The organism is Paraburkholderia sp. AV2 (genome assembly GCF_054968425.1).
Genome location: NZ_JBANLK010000015.1, coordinates 64627 through 81053 on the forward strand (window position 1 = coordinate 64627; position 16427 = coordinate 81053).

Here is a 16427-nt window from a genome sequence, read left to right on the forward strand (position 1 = left end):
AGGAGCGAGCATGCGCATCGTTTGCATTGGTGGTGGTCCGGCGGGCCTGTACTTCAGCCTGTTGATGAAGCGTCGCCACCCTGAATACGACATTACCGTGATCGAGCGGAACCGCCCGTACGACACGTTCGGCTGGGGCGTGGTGTTTTCGGACCAGACGCTGGGCAATCTGCGCGCGGCCGACCCCGAAAGCGCGGCGGAAATTCTCGACGCCTTCAATCACTGGGACGATATCGAGGTCAATTACCGCAGCCGCGCGATCCGGTCTTCGGGTCACGGCTTCTGCGGCATCGGCCGCAAGCGCCTCCTCAACATCCTGCAGGCGCGCTGCGAAGCACTCGGCGTGAAGCTCGTGTTCGAGTCGCAGATCACCGACGACGATATCGGCGAAGCCGACCTCGTCATCGCCAGCGACGGCCTGAACAGCGCCACGCGCCAGAAATACGCCGCGACGTATCAGCCCGACATCGACCTGCGCGATTGCCGCTTCGTATGGCTCGGCACCTCGAAGCTCTTCGACGCGTTCACGTTCGCGTTCGAAGAAACCGAATGGGGCTGGTTCCAGGCGCACGCCTACCGCTTCGACGAAAACACCTCGACCTTCATCGTCGAAGCGCCCGAGCATGTCTGGCGCGCGGCGGGTCTCGAGACCATGAGCAAGGAAGACAGCATCGCGTTCTGCGAGAAGCTCTTTGCGCGCTATCTGGACGGCCACGCGCTGCGCTCGAATGCCTCGCACCTGCGCGGCTCCTCGCAGTGGATCCGCTTCCCGCGCGTCGTGAATCGCGAGTGGGTGCACTGGAAGCACGGCGCCGACGGCCACGAAACACCGGTCGTGCTGATGGGCGACGCCGCGCACACGGCTCATTTTTCGATCGGCTCAGGCACGAAGCTCGCGCTGGAAGACGCGATCGAACTCGCCAACAGCATGGACGCGTGTCCGGGCGACTTGCGCACCGCGCTCGCGCACTACACGAGCGTGCGCAGCGTGGACGTACTGCGCATCCAGAACGCCGCGCGCAACTCGACGGAATGGTTCGAGCACGTGGACCGCTACGCGCACTTCGAGCCGGAGCAGTTCGCCTACTCGCTGCTCACGCGCTCGCAGCGCATTTCGCATGAGAATCTACGCGAGCGCGACGCCGCCTGGCTCGGCGGTTTCGAGTCCTGGCTGGCCGCGCGTGCGGGTGCCAGCGAACGCGCCGTGCCGCCGATGTTCACGCCGTACACGGTCCGCGGCGTCACGCTGAAGAACCGCATCGTGGTCTCGCCGATGGCGCAGTACTCGGCCCGCGACGGCGTGGCCGGCGACTATCACCTGACGCACCTTGGCGCGCGCGCCATGGGCGGCGCGGGTCTCGTGATGACCGAAATGACCTGCGTGTCGCCCGAAGCGCGTATCACGCCGGGATGCCCCGGCCTCTATACGACGGAACAGCGCGACGCCTGGCGGCGCATCGTCGACTTCGTGCATACGCAGTCGGACGCGAAGATCGGCATCCAGATCGGCCACTCCGGCGCCAAGGGTTCGACGCGCGTGGCGTGGGAAGGCATCGACCAGCCCTTGCCCGACGGCAACTGGCCGCTCGTCTCCGCTTCGCCGCAGCAATATCTGCGCGGCGTGAGCCAGTGGGCGCAGGAAGCTGGCGCCGCGGAAATGGAGGAAATCAAGGCGCAGTTCGTACGCTCGACGGAACTGGCCGTCGAGGCCGGCTTCGACTGGCTCGAACTGCACTGCGCGCACGGCTATCTGCTTTCGAGCTTCCTCTCGCCGCTCACCAACCAGCGCAGCGACGCCTACGGCGGCTCGCTGGAGAACCGCCTGCGCTACCCGCTGGAAGTGTTCGCCGCGATTCGTGCCGTGTGGCCGGCTGACAAGCCGATTTCGGTACGCATCTCCGCACACGACTGGGTCGAGGGCGGTAATACGCCCGACGACGCCGTCGAGATCGCGCGTGCCTTCAAGGCGGCGGGCGCGGACATGATCGACGTTTCGTCGGGCCAGGTGAGCAAGGAAGAACGTCCCGTCTACGGGCGCATGTTCCAGACGCCTTTCGCCGATCGCGTGCGCAACGAAGCGGACATCCCCACCATCGCCGTAGGCGCAATTTCCGAAGCGGACCACGCGAACGGCATCATCGCGGCGGGCCGCGCCGACCTCTGCGCAGTGGCACGGCCGCACCTCGCGAACCCCTCGTGGACACTCACCGAGGCCGCGAAGATCGGCTATCTCGACGTCATGTGGCCGCGCCAGTACACGGCGGCCAAAACCCAGCTCGAACGCAACATCGAGCGCGAGCGCGCCGCGGCCGCCGCGAGCGCGGGGCTCTCGCCGCTCGAACGCGCCCAGCGCGCGGAAGGAACCGTGTGATGAGCGCACAGAACACCCTGGCGGACCATCATGCTGTGGTCACAGGCGGCGGCAGCGGCATCGGCGCCGCGACGGCGGCCGCCCTGCTGCGCGCCGGCGCGCGCGTCACGCTGATGGGACGCGACGCTGCGCGCCTCGAAGCGCAGCGCTCGATGCTTGGCGATACTGAATACGTTGCCTGCGAAAGTGCGGACGTGACGGACGAAAACGCCGTCGACACAGCATTCGCCCGCGCCGCAGAACGTTTCGGCGCCGTCGACATCCTCGTGAACAACGCGGGCCAGGCCCAGGCCGCCCCCTTCGCGCAAACCGATCTCGCGCTGTGGCGCCGCATGCTCGACGTCAACCTGACCGGTGCGTTCCTCTGCACGCGCGCCGTGCTGCCGGCCATGCTCGCCGGCAAGCGCGGCCGCGTCGTCAACGTCGCGAGCACGGCGGGCCAGGTCGGCTATCCCTATGTCGCCGCCTATTGCGCCTCGAAACACGGCGTGATCGGCATGACGCGCGCCCTCGCGCTCGAAGTCGCGACGCAGGGCGTAACGGTCAACGCGGTCTGCCCGGGCTATACGGAAACCGAATTGTTGCAGGCCTCGATCGAACAGATCACGCGCAAGACCTCGCGCAGCGCCGAGGAGGCGCGTAGCATCCTGGTTCGCCACAACCCGCAGCAGCGCTTCGTCACGCCCGACGAAGTCGCCAACGCCGTGTTGTGGCTCTGCGCGCCCGGTTCCGCTGCCATCACCGGGCAATCCATTTCCGTTTCCGGTGGAGAAATCACATGAGCCCGCCCCTGCCCGCACGCAAGAACGCTGCTCCGAAAACGCCGCGCAAGGGGGTAGCGAACCCGGCCGGGAACGTCGTCGACATGGAGATGAGCACCGGCGCCGACAGCCACATGGGCCTGCGCCTGTGGCTGCGCCTGCTCACCACCACGAACCTCGTGCAGGCCGAGCTGCGCCGCCGCCTGCGCACCGAGTTCGACACCACGCTGCCGCGCTTCGACCTGATGGCGCAGCTCGAACGCCACCCGGAAGGGCTGCGCATGACCGAGCTGTCGCGCCGCATGATGGTCACGGGCGGCAACGTCACCGGCATCACCGACCAGCTCGAAAAAGAAGGCCTCGTCGTGCGCGACGCGGATCCGGCCGACCGGCGCTCGATCGCCGTGCGCCTCACGCCGGAAGGCCGCAAGCTGTTCGACCGCATGGCGGCAGCCCACGAGCAATGGGTGGTCGAGATGTTCGGCGGCTTGTCGCTCGACGAGAAGTCGAAGATGCACGACCGGCTCGGCAAGCTCAAGCAGCATCTGCGCGACAGTCTGGAAGACTGAAGCGCGCCAAAATTCAGGCATGGGGCCGGGGTGGGCGCCAACGCGCCAACTCCCACCCACTCCCGCCGACACAGGAGACTTATCTTGACGACACGTTCCAACGCCGAAGCGCTTTTCGCGGGCAACCGCGTCGCGCTGGCGGACTATCGTGCGCAACACTTCGGCTGGTCCGTCGAAGGCCGCGTCGCGACGATCACGCTGAATCGCCCCGAGCGCAAGAACCCGCTCACGTTCGAATCGTATGCGGAGCTGCGCGACCTCTTTCGTCAGCTTGCCTACGCAACCGACATCAAGACCATCGTGCTGCACGGCGCGGGCGGCAATTTCTGCTCGGGCGGCGACGTGCACGACATCATCGCGCCGCTGGTCGATCTGCCGATGCCCGAACTGCTGATGTTCACGCGCATGACGGGCGATCTCGTGAAGGCCATGCGCCACTGCCCGCAGCCCATCATCGCCGCGGTGGACGGCGTCTGCGCGGGCGCGGGCGCGATTCTCGCGATGGCCTCCGACATGCGCTACGGCACGGCGCGCAGCAAGCTCGCGTTCCTCTTCACGCGCGTGGGGCTCGCCGGTTGCGACATGGGCGCGTGCGCGATCCTGCCGCGCATCATCGGTCAGGGCCGCGCCGCGGAGCTGCTCTATACGGGCCGCTCGGCAAGCGGCGAAGAAGGCCTCGCGTGGGGCTTCTACAACCGCCTGTGCGACCCCGACACGCTGCTGGCCGACGCGCAGCAACTGGCCGCGGATCTCGCCGCCGGCCCCACGTTCGCGCACGGCATCACGAAAACGATGCTGCATCAGGAATGGACCATGAGCATCGACGAAGCGATCGAGTCCGAAGCGCAAGCCCAGGCGATCTGCATGGCCACACGCGATTTCGGCCGCGCTTATACGGCATTCGCGGCAAAGACGCGTCCGGTATTCGAGGGAGACTGATTTGAACGCAGCCGCTGACATGAACCTCCACGACGCCATCGCCTGGCCGTTCTTCGAGGAGCGCCACCGCGCGCTCGCCGCCGGCATCGAAGCCTGGTCGCGCGAGCATCTCGCCCACGTACCGCACGACGACGTCGACGCCACCTGCCGCGCGCTCGTGCGCCAGCTCGGCGACGCGGGCTGGCTGAGCTACGGCGTGGGCGGCACCGCCTACGGCGGCCACGGCGACACGATCGATACGCGCGCCGTGTGCCTGCTGCGCGAGACGCTCGCCAAACACTCGGGCCTCGCCGACTTCGCCCTGGCGATGCAGGGCCTCGGCTCCGGCGCCATTTCGCTCGCCGGCACCGACGCGCAGAAGTCGCGCTATCTGCCGCGCGTGGCACGCGGCGAAGCGCTCGCCGCGTTCGCGCTCTCGGAACCGGAGGCGGGCTCCGATGTCGCGGCCATGGCGCTCGCCGCGCGCGCGGACGGCGACGACTACGTGCTCGACGGCGAGAAGACGTGGATCTCGAACGGCGGCATCGCCGACTTCTACGTGGTGTTTGCCCGCACCGGCGAGGCACCGGGCTCGCGCGGCATCAGCGCCTTCGTGGTGGATGCCGATACCCCGGGACTCGAAATCGCCGAGCGCATCGACGTGATCGCCCCGCATCCGCTCGCACGCCTGCGTTTCGCGGGCGCGCGCGTAAAGCGCAGCCAGATGCTCGGCATGCCGGGCGAAGGCTTCAAGATCGCCATGCGCACGCTCGACATTTTCCGCACGTCCGTGGCCGCGGCCTCGCTGGGATTCGCGCGCCGCGCGCTGGCCGAAGGCCTCTCTCGCGCCGCCTCGCGCAAGATGTTCGGCCAGACCCTCGCCGATTTTCAGTTGACCCAGGCAAAACTCGCGCAGATGGCGCTGACGATCGACAGCAGTGCCCTCCTCGTCTACCGCGCGGCCTGGCTGCGCGACCAGGGCGAAAGCGTCACGCGCGAAGCCGCGATGGCGAAGTGGCATGCCAGCGAAGGCGCGCAACAGGTGATCGACGCGGCCGTGCAGCTCTGGGGCGGCATGGGCGTGCAAAGCGGCAACACGGTGGAGACGCTCTACCGCGAGATCCGCTCGCTGCGCATCTACGAAGGCGCGACGGAGGTGCAGCAACTGATAGTCGGGCGCGACCTGCTCAAGGCCCACGCCGGCGCATAAGCCCGCTCTGCAACGCCATACATCGAATCGGACGACACATGAAAAAAGCTCTTCTTCCCGCCGGCTGGGTCAAGCCCCGCGGTTATGCAAACGGCGTCGCCGCACGCGGCACGCAGATCTTTATCGCCGGCCAGATTGGCTGGGACGAAAACGCCCGGTTCACGAGCCGCGAATTCGGCGCCCAGGCCGTGCAGGCGCTGCGCAACATCGTCGCCGTGCTCGAAGCGGCGGGCGGCAAGCCCGAGCACCTCGTGCGCATGACGTGGTACGTCACCGACAAACGCGAGTACCTCGCAGCGCTCAAGGAAATCGGTGGGGCGTTTCGCGAGCTGATCGGCGACTACGACATCGCGATGAGCGCAATCCAGGTGGTCGCGCTGATCGAGGACGACGCGAAGGTCGAAATCGAAGCCACTGCGGTGATTCCCGACTAAACGCGGCGCCTGAACGGCACCCTCGGAAACGGCAACAGACAATACGAACCCATGTTGGAGACGTCATGGAAGCGACAGCCCACGTCGATACTTTCGCCCGCGACCACCTGCCGGCCGAATCGCAGTGGCCCACGCTGCTGCTCGACAATCCCGATGTCGCCTACCCGGCGCGGCTCAATTGCGCAGCGGAACTGCTGGACCGTGCGATCGAGGCAGGACGCGGCGAGGCGCCGGCCATCTGGTCGGACGTCGACGGCAAGCCCCAGGCCACGACCTATGCCCAGTTGCGCACGCTGGTAGATCGCAGCGCGCACGTCCTCATCGAGGACATGGGCCTCGTGCCCGGCAACCGCGTGCTGCTGCGCGGCCCCAACACGCTGCAGATGGCCGTGGCGCTGCTCGCCGCGCTGAAGGCGGGGCTCGTGGTCGTGCCCACCATGCCGCTGCTGCGGGCGAAGGAACTCAAGCAGATCATCGACAAGGCCCAGGTCGCCGCGGCGCTGTGCGACGTGCGGCTCGCCGACGAGCTTGCGCGCTGCACGGACCCCGCCGACGCGTTCTTCTGCGCGGACCTCAAGCAGGTGCGCTACTTCCACGACGACGCACCGGGCAGCCTGGAGAGTCTCGCGGCCAGCAAGCCGGCGACGTTCGCCGCCTGCGACACGGCGGCCGACGACGTGTGCCTGATTGCCTTCACGAGTGGAACGACGGGCACGCCGAAGGGCTGCATGCACTTTCATCGCGACGTGCTCGCGATGTGCGATCTCTTCCCGCGCCATGTATTGAAGCCCTCGGCCGACGACGTCTTCTGCGGCACGCCGCCGCTCGCATTTACGTTCGGACTGGGCGGCCTCCTGTGCTTCCCGCTGCGCGTGGGCGCCTCGACCGTGCTGATCGAGAAACTCACGCCCGCGCTGCTGCTGCAGGCCATCGAGCGGTTCGGCGCGACCATCGTCTTCACCGCGCCCACCTTCTACCGGCAAATGGCGCCGCTCGCGAAAGACGCCGATCTGTCGAGCCTGCGCAAGACGGTCTCCGCGGGCGAAGCGCTGCCGCAAGCCACGCGGGAGCTCTGGCGCGAAGCGACGGGCATCGAGATGGTGGATGGCATCGGCGGCACGGAGATGATCCATATCTTCATCTCCTCGGCCGGCGCCGAAGTGCGGCCCGGCTCGATTGGCCGCGCCGTGCCGGGCTATGTCGTGCAGGCCCTCGACGACGCGCTCCAGCCGGTCGCGCCGGGCGTGACCGGCCACCTCGCCGTGCGCGGTCCAACGGGCTGCCGCTATCTGGCCGACGAGCGGCAGATGAAGTTCGTGCGCGACGGCTGGAATCTGCCGGGCGACGCAGTCTCGATCGATGCGGACGGCTATGTGTACTACCAGGCGCGCGCCGACGACATGATCGTCTCCTCGGGCTACAACATCGCGGGACCTGAAGTGGAAACCGTGCTCATGCAGCATCCGGCCGTGGCCGAGTGCGGCGTGATCGGCGCGCCCGACGAACTGCGCGGGCAGGTGGTGAAAGCCTTTGTCGTGCTGCGCCCCGGCTTCAAGGGCGACGAAGCGATGGTCGGCGAACTGCAGAACTTCGTGAAGAACGCCGTTGCCGCGTACAAGTATCCGCGCGTCATCGCGTTCATCGACGCTCTCCCGCGCACGGAAACCGGCAAGCTCAAGCGTGCGGCGTTGCGCACGATGTGATGCCCGGAGCGGCGGCGTATTGCGGTGCGCCGCCCAAATCAGTCAATAATCCAACGTAATACGTTAAATATCCAACTGCCCGACCTGATTTCAGCGAACTCGCCTCTTACCGCCCGCGAAAAGCCGGGCGGCAGACTAGCTCACTCATTCCGAGGCTTCGACGGAAGCGGGCGACGTCTTGTCGATCCAGGCGGTCAGCAGCGTAGAGGACACCGCAAGAATCGCGGGGCCGATGAAGAGCCCTACGATGCCGAATGCGAACATGCCGCCCAACACCCCCGAGAGAATCAGTAGCATCGAGAGGTTCACGCCGCGCCGGATCAAGACGGGGCGCACGAAGTTGTCGAGCATGACGACCATGACGGACCAGATGGCGAGCAGGATCGCCGCGACATGCGCGTCGTGCACGAACAACCAGATCGCGCCGCCGAACAGCGGCAGTCCGGGACCGATCTGCGCGAGGCACAGCATGAGCATCAGGGCGGTGAGCACGCCCGCGCCCGGCACGCCGGCCACCGCGAGACCGATGCCGCCGAGCGCCGACTGAAGCACCGCCGTCACGACGATGCCGAGCGCCACCGCGCGGATCGACGCGCCTGCGAGACGCACGGCCTCCGCGCCGTAGCGCGGGCCCACGCGCTCCGCGAAGCGCGTGACGAAGGCGGCCGCGCTCTCGCCCTGCGTGTACAGCACGCCGGTGATGACCACCGTGATAACCATGTGGATGACGAATACGCCCACCGAAGCGGCATGGCCGATGAGCCAGTGCGCCGCGATGGAGACGTAGGGTTCGAGCCGCGCGAGCAATCCGCCGGGACCCGCATCCGAAAGCGTCTGCCATTCGTCGGCCACGCGCGAGCCCACCATCGGCACGTCATGAACCCAGGTGGGCGGCGGCGGCAAAGCGTACTCAGGCAGCTTGCGGATCAGGTCCATGATTTCGGCGCCGTGCTCCGCGAGCGTCGAGATCGCTTCATAGAGCGGCATGACGATCACGACCAGCAGGATCAGCAGCATGACGAGCGTGGCCAGCCCGCGCCGGTTGCCAAGGCGGCGCTGGACCGCGAGCATCGCGGGCCATGTCGCGACGACGATCATCGTCGCCCAGATGAGTCCCGGAATGAACGGGCGCATGACGTACAGGGAGCCGACCGTCAATGCGCAGAGAATCGCAACGACGAACAGCGCTCGAGCAATGTCTGGCAAGTCTTGCTGCTTCACGGGGTCTCCTTGCGGCGGGGGCCGCATCATCACAAACAATCACAAAAAGGCGCCGCGGCCCTCGCGGCCGGACGTACCGTGCGGGGGCCTCGGCCAACGCGGTAGTCTATCCCGGATAGCTTGCGGTCCGTCGCACAGTGGCCCTTTATCTTCCATAATGGCCGCTGCCTTCCTCGCCTCAACCTGCCAGACTGCCGGACTGTCGATCCGCGCCCAACCACGAAAGAGACTCGCCATGCCCGCTTCCGATCAGAAACTCCCCTGCGTGCTGTTGACCAACGACGACGGCATCGACGCCCCCGGTCTCGCCGTGCTCGAAGCCGTCGCCGCCGAACTTGCGCACGAAGTCTGGGTCGTGGCGCCGGAGCACGACCAGAGCGGCACCTCGCACTCGATCAGCCTGCACTCCCCGCTGCGCGTGAGCCGGCGCGGCGAGCGGCGCTTCGGCGTGCTCGGCACGCCCGGCGACTGCGTCGTGATGGCCATGCGCCATCTGATGGGCGACGTGACGCCCACGCTCGTGCTCTCGGGCATCAACCGCGGCGCCAATCTGGGCGTGGAAACGATGTTTTCCGGCACCGTCGGCGCCGCCATGACCGGCCTGCTGCTCGGCGTGCCGTCGATCGCGCTCAGCCAGACCTTCCGGGACCGCGAGCGCGTGCGCTGGGATACGGCGCGCGCTCTCGCGCCCGAGACGATCCGGCGCCTCGCGGCCGTCACTCACGACCGGCCCATCTGCCTGAACGTCAACTTTCCCGATATCGACGCAAGCGCGGCGGGCCCGCTCGTCGTCACGCGCCAGGGCGTGGGTCTCGTCCAGGGCATCGACGTCGTGCCGCAGATCGACCCGCGCGGCATCGACTACCACTGGCTGCGCTTCACGCGCGGCCCGCGCGAGAACGGCCCCGATACGGAAACGGCCACGGTCCATGCCGGCCGCATCTCGGTCACGCCGCTGCACTTCGAGCGAACCGACGAACGCGCATTCGAGCGCTTCACGGCCGCACTCGAAGCCCGGTAACTAGCGCAGCACAAAAGATAGGCGGCAATAACGGCTTCAGGAAAAATCAGCAGCCGGCCGCCGCCGACCGCTCGATCGCCGCACGCAGATCGCCCGGAATCGCGATCGCCCGATGCGTATCGAGCGAGGTCGTCACGATAGTCTGCCGCGCCGCCATGCGCAGCACGCCGTCCGCGCCCGTGCAAGCCCACGCGAGCGTGAGCGAGGCTTCGCCGAGCCGCTCGACATCGAGCGAGAGCCACACCTCCTCGCCCATCCTGCTGATCGCCTTGAAGTCCGCCTCGATATGCACGGTCGGCATGCCGACACGGCGCGCACCGATTACGCCGTGATAACCCTCGGGCATCAAGGTGTCGATCCACGACTCGATCAGGTCGTTGAACAGAATGAAGTACTGCGGATAGAACACGATCCCGGCCGGATCGCATTCGGAAAAGTGGATCTTGTGCTTCTGCGCGTAGATATGGGCTGGCGTGCTCATATCAGATCACGAGCCGCGATACCTTCACCCCTTCCAGCGAGACGCCGGCCATCAGCCCGGCATTGGTCAGCACGAAGGCTTCGACCGGGCTGGTCGCGGTCGAGGTGTCGATGTTGCCGTTGGCGCCCACCGTCACGACGGCGACGGTCGCGTCCGCGCCGGCCGACCAGCCCTGGCTGTTCAGGAAGCTGTCGAGCGCCTCGTGGTTCATGAAGGCGAAGATGATGGCCTTCGACTGCGCGCCGATCTGCAAGCCGAACGAGCCGGCCACGGTGCTGTAGTAGCCCGTCGTGCGGCCATCCACGCGCAGCGCGCCGGTGCCGTACTGCCCGCCGATCCAGAAGCCGGCCGAGATCACGCTGGGAAATACCAGAATGCCATTGGCTCTCGAAAGCAGTTCGCGCGAACCGTTCACCGTGTTGTAAAGACGCGCGAGCGTGGCGTCCACGTCCGCGTCGATGCTCTGGCGCTTCGCCGCGTTTTGTGCGGAGGTGTCGCCTCCGTCGAGCGAAGTCGTCGTGCAGCCCGCGAGGGCGAGGCTGCCGGTTGCGAGCACAGCGCTGCTATGAATGAGGAATTGGCGTCGGCGCATAAAGGGGATCCTGTCATTTCTCGAAGAGTGATCTTAGTTGCCTTCGTGGCGCCCGTCACGCTCGCGGGCGCTCCTGCACTGGCGAAATAGGACCATGCAACTCGCATCGAGTTCGTTCGCGGCAGGGGAAACTCGGGGAAACCCCGGGCCATGTTACACTTCGCGCCGATTTTCCTTTCAATTTCATGATTCCACGCAAGCACGCACTGCTGACCGCATGGCTTGGCCTCGTCGCCATGTGGCTCATCGTGCTCGCGCCGCTCGTGAGCCAGCTCGTCGCCGCGCATCGCGCGCACGATCCCGATACCGCGGTCGCCCTGTGTTCCGCCGTTCAGCCGGGCACGCCGGCCCAGCATCTGTCGCCCGACGACGCTTTCGGCGCCTGCGGCTACTGCCATCTGCTCCAGCATCAGGCCGCGATCACACCGCTTGCGCCGCCTGAGCTTGCCGCCAGGCGCCTCGTCACGGTGAACACCGTCGCAGCGCTCTCCACCCGCTTCACGCCGCTCGGCGCCTTCCCATCCGGCCGTCCGCGCGGCCCGCCTGCCGTTTCCTGATCGCTGTCGTCATCGGTCGTCCTGCTGTCCCCTGTCGTTCCGGGATGCGTTCGGCCGCGGATCCAACGCATTCCGGAAACCGCTTTCATGTCCATGCCCGATTCACGCGGCGGCTGCGCTCGCCTGCGCGAGCGTATCTTGCCGCGCTCCCTGCGGCAGGTCCGACTTGCCTCGCTCGGCCTGCTGCCGCTTCCCCTCGCTGTCTCTTTCACGGCGTCCACTGCCTGGGCGGCCGATGCCGCTCCCGCGTCAACCACCGTCGCCGAAGCCACGACCAATACAGCCGTGCTGCCAACCGTCACGGTCAGCGCATCGGCCGGCGGCATGGGCGGCGCGCCCGTGCCCGCCGTCGATCCGAACCTGCCCGGCACGGTGGAAACCGTGACGCCCGCGCAGTTCGATCAATGGAACGTCGTCAACACCGAAGACGTGCTGAAGTACCTGCCCAACCTCGCCGTGCGCAAACGCTTCATCGGCGACCTCAACTCGATCATCGCGGTGCGCGGCACGAGCAACACGCAAAGCGCGCGCGGCCTCGTCTACGCGGACGGGCTCCTGCTGTCGAACCTGCTCGGCAACAGCTACTCGTTCCCGCCGCGCTGGTCGATGGTGTTCCCCGACCAGATCCAGCAGGTCGACGTGATCTACGGCCCGTTTTCGGCGCTTTATCCGGGCAACTCGCTCGGCGCCACCGTGCTGATCACCACGCGCATGCCGACGCACTTCGAGGCCGACGCCGACGTCAAGGCGTTCACGCAGCACTTCAGCCTCTACGGCGTGAACCAGAACTTCAACGGCAGCGAGACGAGCGCCTCGATAGGCGACCGCATCGGCAAATTCTCGTACCTGCTGGGCGTCAACCACCTCGAAAACACGAGCCAGCCGCTGCAGTTCGCCACGCCCGCGCAGCCCGGCGATACGCCGGTCCACGGCGCGTACTTCTACAACAACCAGACCAATGCCCCCACCGTCGTACTGGGCGTAAACGGCGAAGGCATCGAACATACGATCCAGGACCAGTTCAAGCTGCGCATGCAGTACGATTTCACGCCCACCGTCCAGGGCGGCGTGACGCTGGGCTATTGGCATCAGAGCTACAACAGCAGCGCCTCGACCTTCCTCTACGACGCGAACGGTAATCCCGTCTACAGCGGCAAGGTCGCGATCGACGGCTACGAATACAACATCCCCGCGGCCGCGCTCGCGCCGAGCCTTGGCTGGAGCGAGAACTGGCTTTACGGTGCAACACTGCGCACGCATCAGGCAACGGGCTGGAATGCCGAGGCAATTGCTTCGTACTACGACGTTTCCGGCAGTGTCGCGCGCACGGCCAACCAGGGCGGTCCTGGAGACGGCCCCGGCGTCGTGACTTTCGGTGACGGCACCGGCTGGAAGACGCTCGACCTGAAGGCAACGTGGACGCCGGTCACACCGAACGCCGGACCCGGCGCGCATTGGCTCACGTTCGGCTACCACTACGACAACTATTTCCTCGACAACCAGACCTGGAACACGCTCGCGTGGCGCGACGGCAGTGCGAGCAGCTTCGCCAATGCCTTCTCCGGCAAAACGCAGACCCAGGCGCTCTACGCCCAGGATGCCTGGCGCTTCCTGCCGCGCTGGAAGTTCGTCTACGGCCTGCGCTGGGAGGACTGGCGCGCCTACGACGGCGATCAGGCGCTGGGCGGCTCGACGGTGCCGTATGCGAACGCGAGCGACCAGCATGTCTCGCCCAAGGCGTCGCTCTCGTTCGACGTGACCGATAACCTCACGCTGCGCGCCTCGATCGGCCGCGCCTACCGTTTCCCAACGGTCAGCGAACTGTTCCAGGGTCAGGTGAACGGCTCGTCCCTTGTCAACAACAATCCGAACCTGCGCCCCGAAGACGATCTCTCGAAAGAGCTGACCGCCGAATGGGCGCACTGGAACGGGATCTTCCGGCTGTCGCTGTTTCAGGACGACGTGAAGAACACGATCTTCAGCCAGACCGACACCACCGTCATTCCGAACGTCACGAGCTTCCAGAATATCGGCAAGGTACGCTCGCGCGGCGTGGAGACGAGTTATCAGGGCGAAGACGTGGGCATCGACGGATTCGACCTTGCGGCAAGCGTGGCGTACACGCAGTCGAAGATTATCGAGAATGCGCAGAACCCGGCAAGCATCGGTAAGTACTTCTACCGGATTCCTCTGTGGCGCGCGGACCTCGTGGCCACATACCGCTTCGACGCACGCGCGGCACTTACGCTCGCCGCCCGCTATTCAGGGCGCCAGTACAACACGCTCACCAACGCCGACACGAACCCGAACGTCTTCGGCGGCACCAGCAGCTACACGGTCGCCGACGTGAAGTTCACGTTCAGGCCCACGAAAGCGAGCGAGATCGGCGTGGGCGTCGACAACCTCTTCGACGAGCGCTACTTCGTCTATCACCCGTATCCCGGCCGCACGTTCTACTGCGAGGCGAAGCTGCGCCTCTGAGCGCCGCGCCGCCCGAGCCTTCCTGAAAGGAGCCTCCGATGTCCGTTTCGCTGCCCACTCCCACTGCCCGCGCCACGTCTGGCGCCGGCGCCATTCACCCCGGCTATCGCACGCTTTGGCGCTGGCATTTCTACGCCGGCCTCTTCGTCATGCCGTTCCTCGTCGTGCTGGCGATCACCGGCACGATCTACTGCTTCCAGCCTCAGATCGAGCCGCTTCTGTATCCGCATCGCCTCGTGGTCGAACCGGCGGCGACGCCGCGACTGTCCGCCGACACCCTGCTCGGCCGCGCACGCACCGCGCTCCCCCGCGAGGCGCGCCCGATCCGGGCCCACGTGGAAGCGGATCCGGCGCGCAGTGCCGAATTCGTCTTCGCCCTGCCCGGCGGAACGAAAGAAAGCGTGTACGTGAATCCGTACACGGGCGCGGTGCTCGGAACGCTCGACGTGGACCGGCGCTTCATGCAGGTCGATCGCATGCTGCATCGCAAGCTGCTGCTCGGCAAGCCCGGCGAGCTGCTGATGGAGCTGGCCGCCTGCTGGACGCTGGTGATGATCTCCACCGGCGCCGCGCTCTGGTGGCCGCGCGCGGGCGCTTCGTGGCGCGCGGCGCTGGTCCCGCGTCTTGCCTCTCGCGGCCGGCCGCTCTGGAAGCGGCTGCACGGCGTGATCGGCATCTGGCTCGCGGTGGGCGCGCTCGCGTTCGTCGTCAGCGGGCTGCCGTGGACCGGCTCATGGGGCAAGCAGTTCAAGGCGCTCGCCACGCGCGCCGACCTCGGCGCGCCGGCTGGCTCATGGGGCGGCGATACTGCGATGAAATCTTCCGTGCCGGCTCGCGGCGAGCACGCGGGACACGGCATGGAAGCAATGCCCGGCATGGTGATGGACGACCTGCCGTTGCCCAACGTGCCGTGGGCCGTCGGCGCCGTGCCGGTGCTGCGCTCGCCCGGCACGGCACAGGCCGGCTCGCCGCATCGGACGCTCGACGACGTGGTGGCGCAAATGCGCGGACTCGGCGTGCCGGGCGGCTATGACGTCGCGCTGCCCGCCTCGCCCGCGGGTGTCTACACCGTGTCGTACTTCCCGCCCGATCCGAAGGACGAGCGGACCGTCTATATCGATCAGTACAGCGGCAAGGTGCTCAAGGACATCCGCTACCGCGACTATGGCGCCGTCTCCCAGGCCATCTCTTACGGTACATCCCTGCACATGGGGCGATACTTCGGCATCCTCAATCAATGGATCTGCGCCGCGATCTCGCTCGGGCTCTGCGCCCTTGCCGTGACCGGCTTCGTGATGTGGTGGCTGCGCCGGCCCTCGCGGACGCTCGGCGCGCCCTCCCGCGAACGCGCGGCACCGCCCATGCGGGCGTGGAAAGCCGGCCTCGTCGTGCTCGGCGTCGTATTTCCCTTGATGGGGGCGACGATCCTCGCCGTCTGGATCGCCGATCGCGTGGCCTCGGGGCGCCGCCCGAAGCTGTCGAATGCCTGACGCGTTGCGCCCGCCGCAGCACGTTGCCACCCGACCCGGTAAACTGTCGACACAATTATGCTTGAACCTGGCCCCGTGCTTTTGTTTCCAAGCATTAAAACAGACGGAGATGATCGTGTTGCGGCTTATTTCTGTACTCGTGGCAGCGGCCATGCTGGCCGGCTGCGCCGTGGCACCTGGATATGGCTATCCGTACTATGACGGCTCTGGCTATCCGTATTACAACGATTATGGGTATGGCTATCCCTATCCTTACGCTTACGGCTATTACCCAGGTGATGCAGGCATCGGCTTCTGGGGCGGTGGCGGCGGTTACTACTACCATCACGGCTACTGGTGGCATGGCAACGGCTGGCACGGAGGGTGGCATGGCGGCGGTTGGCATGGCGGTGGCTGGCACGGCGGCGGCGGTCACTGGGGCGGTGGTAGCCACGGCGGCGGCGGCCAATGGGGCGGCGGCATGGGTGGCATGGGTGGCGCTCACGGCGGTCGCTAACCGGCACAGCCCCCGGTAAGCGGGATTGCCGGTGGGCGGGCGGCGCCGCGCCCCCGCGCGCCGGTGACCTGCGCCCCGTGCCGGGGATACGCGCCCCCGGGATAGCCGGGGGCGCGGGCGCT

General features: G+C 66.9%; 15 protein-coding genes. 12 read left to right on the forward strand and 3 right to left on the reverse strand.

The window, feature by feature from the left end:
• Positions 1-10 precede the first annotated feature (10 nt).
• The 7 genes from V8683_RS13285 (at position 11) to V8683_RS13315 (ending at position 7966) form a co-directional block, all read left to right on the forward strand.
• Positions 11-2371: a bifunctional salicylyl-CoA 5-hydroxylase/oxidoreductase gene (locus tag V8683_RS13285; RefSeq protein ID WP_411190853.1), complete on the forward strand. Its 2361-nt coding sequence runs from the start codon at positions 11-13 to the stop codon at positions 2369-2371.
• Positions 2371-3153 carry an SDR family NAD(P)-dependent oxidoreductase gene (locus V8683_RS13290; RefSeq protein ID WP_411190851.1) on the forward strand — a complete coding sequence of 261 codons (783 nt, stop codon included), beginning with the start codon at positions 2371-2373 and terminating at the stop codon, positions 3151-3153. Before V8683_RS13285 ends, V8683_RS13290 begins: the two co-directional genes overlap by 1 nt.
• Complete coding sequence (locus V8683_RS13295; RefSeq protein ID WP_411190849.1) at positions 3150-3701, forward strand: MarR family winged helix-turn-helix transcriptional regulator; 552 nt, start codon at positions 3150-3152, stop codon at positions 3699-3701. The genes V8683_RS13290 and V8683_RS13295 overlap by 4 nt, the downstream gene beginning before the upstream one ends.
• Positions 3702-3785: 84 nt before the next feature.
• A complete protein-coding gene (locus V8683_RS13300; protein WP_411190848.1) occupies positions 3786-4640 on the forward strand; it encodes an enoyl-CoA hydratase family protein in 855 nt (284 codons plus the stop codon).
• Between the two features lie 19 nt (positions 4641-4659).
• Positions 4660-5829: an acyl-CoA dehydrogenase family protein gene (locus V8683_RS13305; protein ID WP_411192486.1), complete on the forward strand. Its 1170-nt coding sequence runs from the start codon at positions 4660-4662 to the stop codon at positions 5827-5829.
• A gap of 38 nt (positions 5830-5867) precedes the next feature.
• Entirely contained in the window at positions 5868-6263 is a 396-nt protein-coding gene (locus V8683_RS13310; protein WP_411190847.1) for a RidA family protein, read from the forward strand.
• A gap of 65 nt (positions 6264-6328) precedes the next feature.
• Positions 6329-7966, forward strand: a complete 1638-nt coding sequence (locus V8683_RS13315) for an AMP-binding protein (RefSeq protein WP_411190846.1) — start codon at positions 6329-6331, stop codon at positions 7964-7966.
• 144 nt (positions 7967-8110) lie between these two features.
• On the opposite strand, the gene ydiK is transcribed toward V8683_RS13315, so the two are convergent.
• Entirely contained in the window at positions 8111-9217 is a 1107-nt protein-coding gene (gene ydiK / locus V8683_RS13320; protein WP_411190845.1) for an AI-2E family transporter YdiK, read from the reverse strand.
• Between the two features lie 205 nt (positions 9218-9422).
• On the opposite strand from ydiK, the gene surE reads away from it, so the two are divergent.
• Positions 9423-10208 carry a 5'/3'-nucleotidase SurE gene (gene surE, locus V8683_RS13325; protein WP_411190844.1) on the forward strand — a complete coding sequence of 262 codons (786 nt, stop codon included), beginning with the start codon at positions 9423-9425 and terminating at the stop codon, positions 10206-10208.
• Between the two features lie 46 nt (positions 10209-10254).
• Here the strand turns inward: surE and V8683_RS13330 are convergent, their stop codons facing one another.
• Both V8683_RS13330 and V8683_RS13335 read right to left on the reverse strand, forming a co-directional pair.
• Positions 10255-10689, reverse strand: coding sequence for an acyl-CoA thioesterase (locus tag V8683_RS13330; RefSeq protein WP_411190842.1), 435 nt, complete (start codon positions 10687-10689; stop codon positions 10255-10257).
• Between the two features lies 1 nt (position 10690).
• Positions 10691-11281: a BPSL1445 family SYLF domain-containing lipoprotein gene (locus tag V8683_RS13335; protein WP_411190841.1), complete on the reverse strand. Its 591-nt coding sequence runs from the start codon at positions 11279-11281 to the stop codon at positions 10691-10693.
• A gap of 185 nt (positions 11282-11466) precedes the next feature.
• Here V8683_RS13335 and V8683_RS13340 point away from each other — a divergent pair, with 185 nt between their 5' ends.
• From V8683_RS13340 to V8683_RS13355, 4 genes are all read left to right on the forward strand, one after another.
• Complete coding sequence (locus V8683_RS13340; protein ID WP_411190840.1) at positions 11467-11838, forward strand: DUF2946 domain-containing protein; 372 nt, start codon at positions 11467-11469, stop codon at positions 11836-11838.
• Positions 11839-11925: 87 nt separating this feature from the next.
• On the forward strand, positions 11926-14319 hold the full coding sequence (locus tag V8683_RS13345) for a TonB-dependent receptor (protein ID WP_411190839.1): 2394 nt from the start codon (positions 11926-11928) through the stop codon (positions 14317-14319).
• A gap of 38 nt (positions 14320-14357) precedes the next feature.
• The gene (locus V8683_RS13350) at positions 14358-15809 is read left to right on the forward strand and encodes a PepSY-associated TM helix domain-containing protein (RefSeq protein ID WP_411190838.1); all 1452 of its coding nucleotides are present in this window, start codon (positions 14358-14360) and stop codon (positions 15807-15809) included.
• A gap of 61 nt (positions 15810-15870) precedes the next feature.
• The gene (locus tag V8683_RS13355) at positions 15871-16305 is read left to right on the forward strand and encodes a hypothetical protein (protein WP_411190837.1); all 435 of its coding nucleotides are present in this window, start codon (positions 15871-15873) and stop codon (positions 16303-16305) included.
• The last annotated feature ends 122 nt before the right edge of the window (positions 16306-16427 follow it).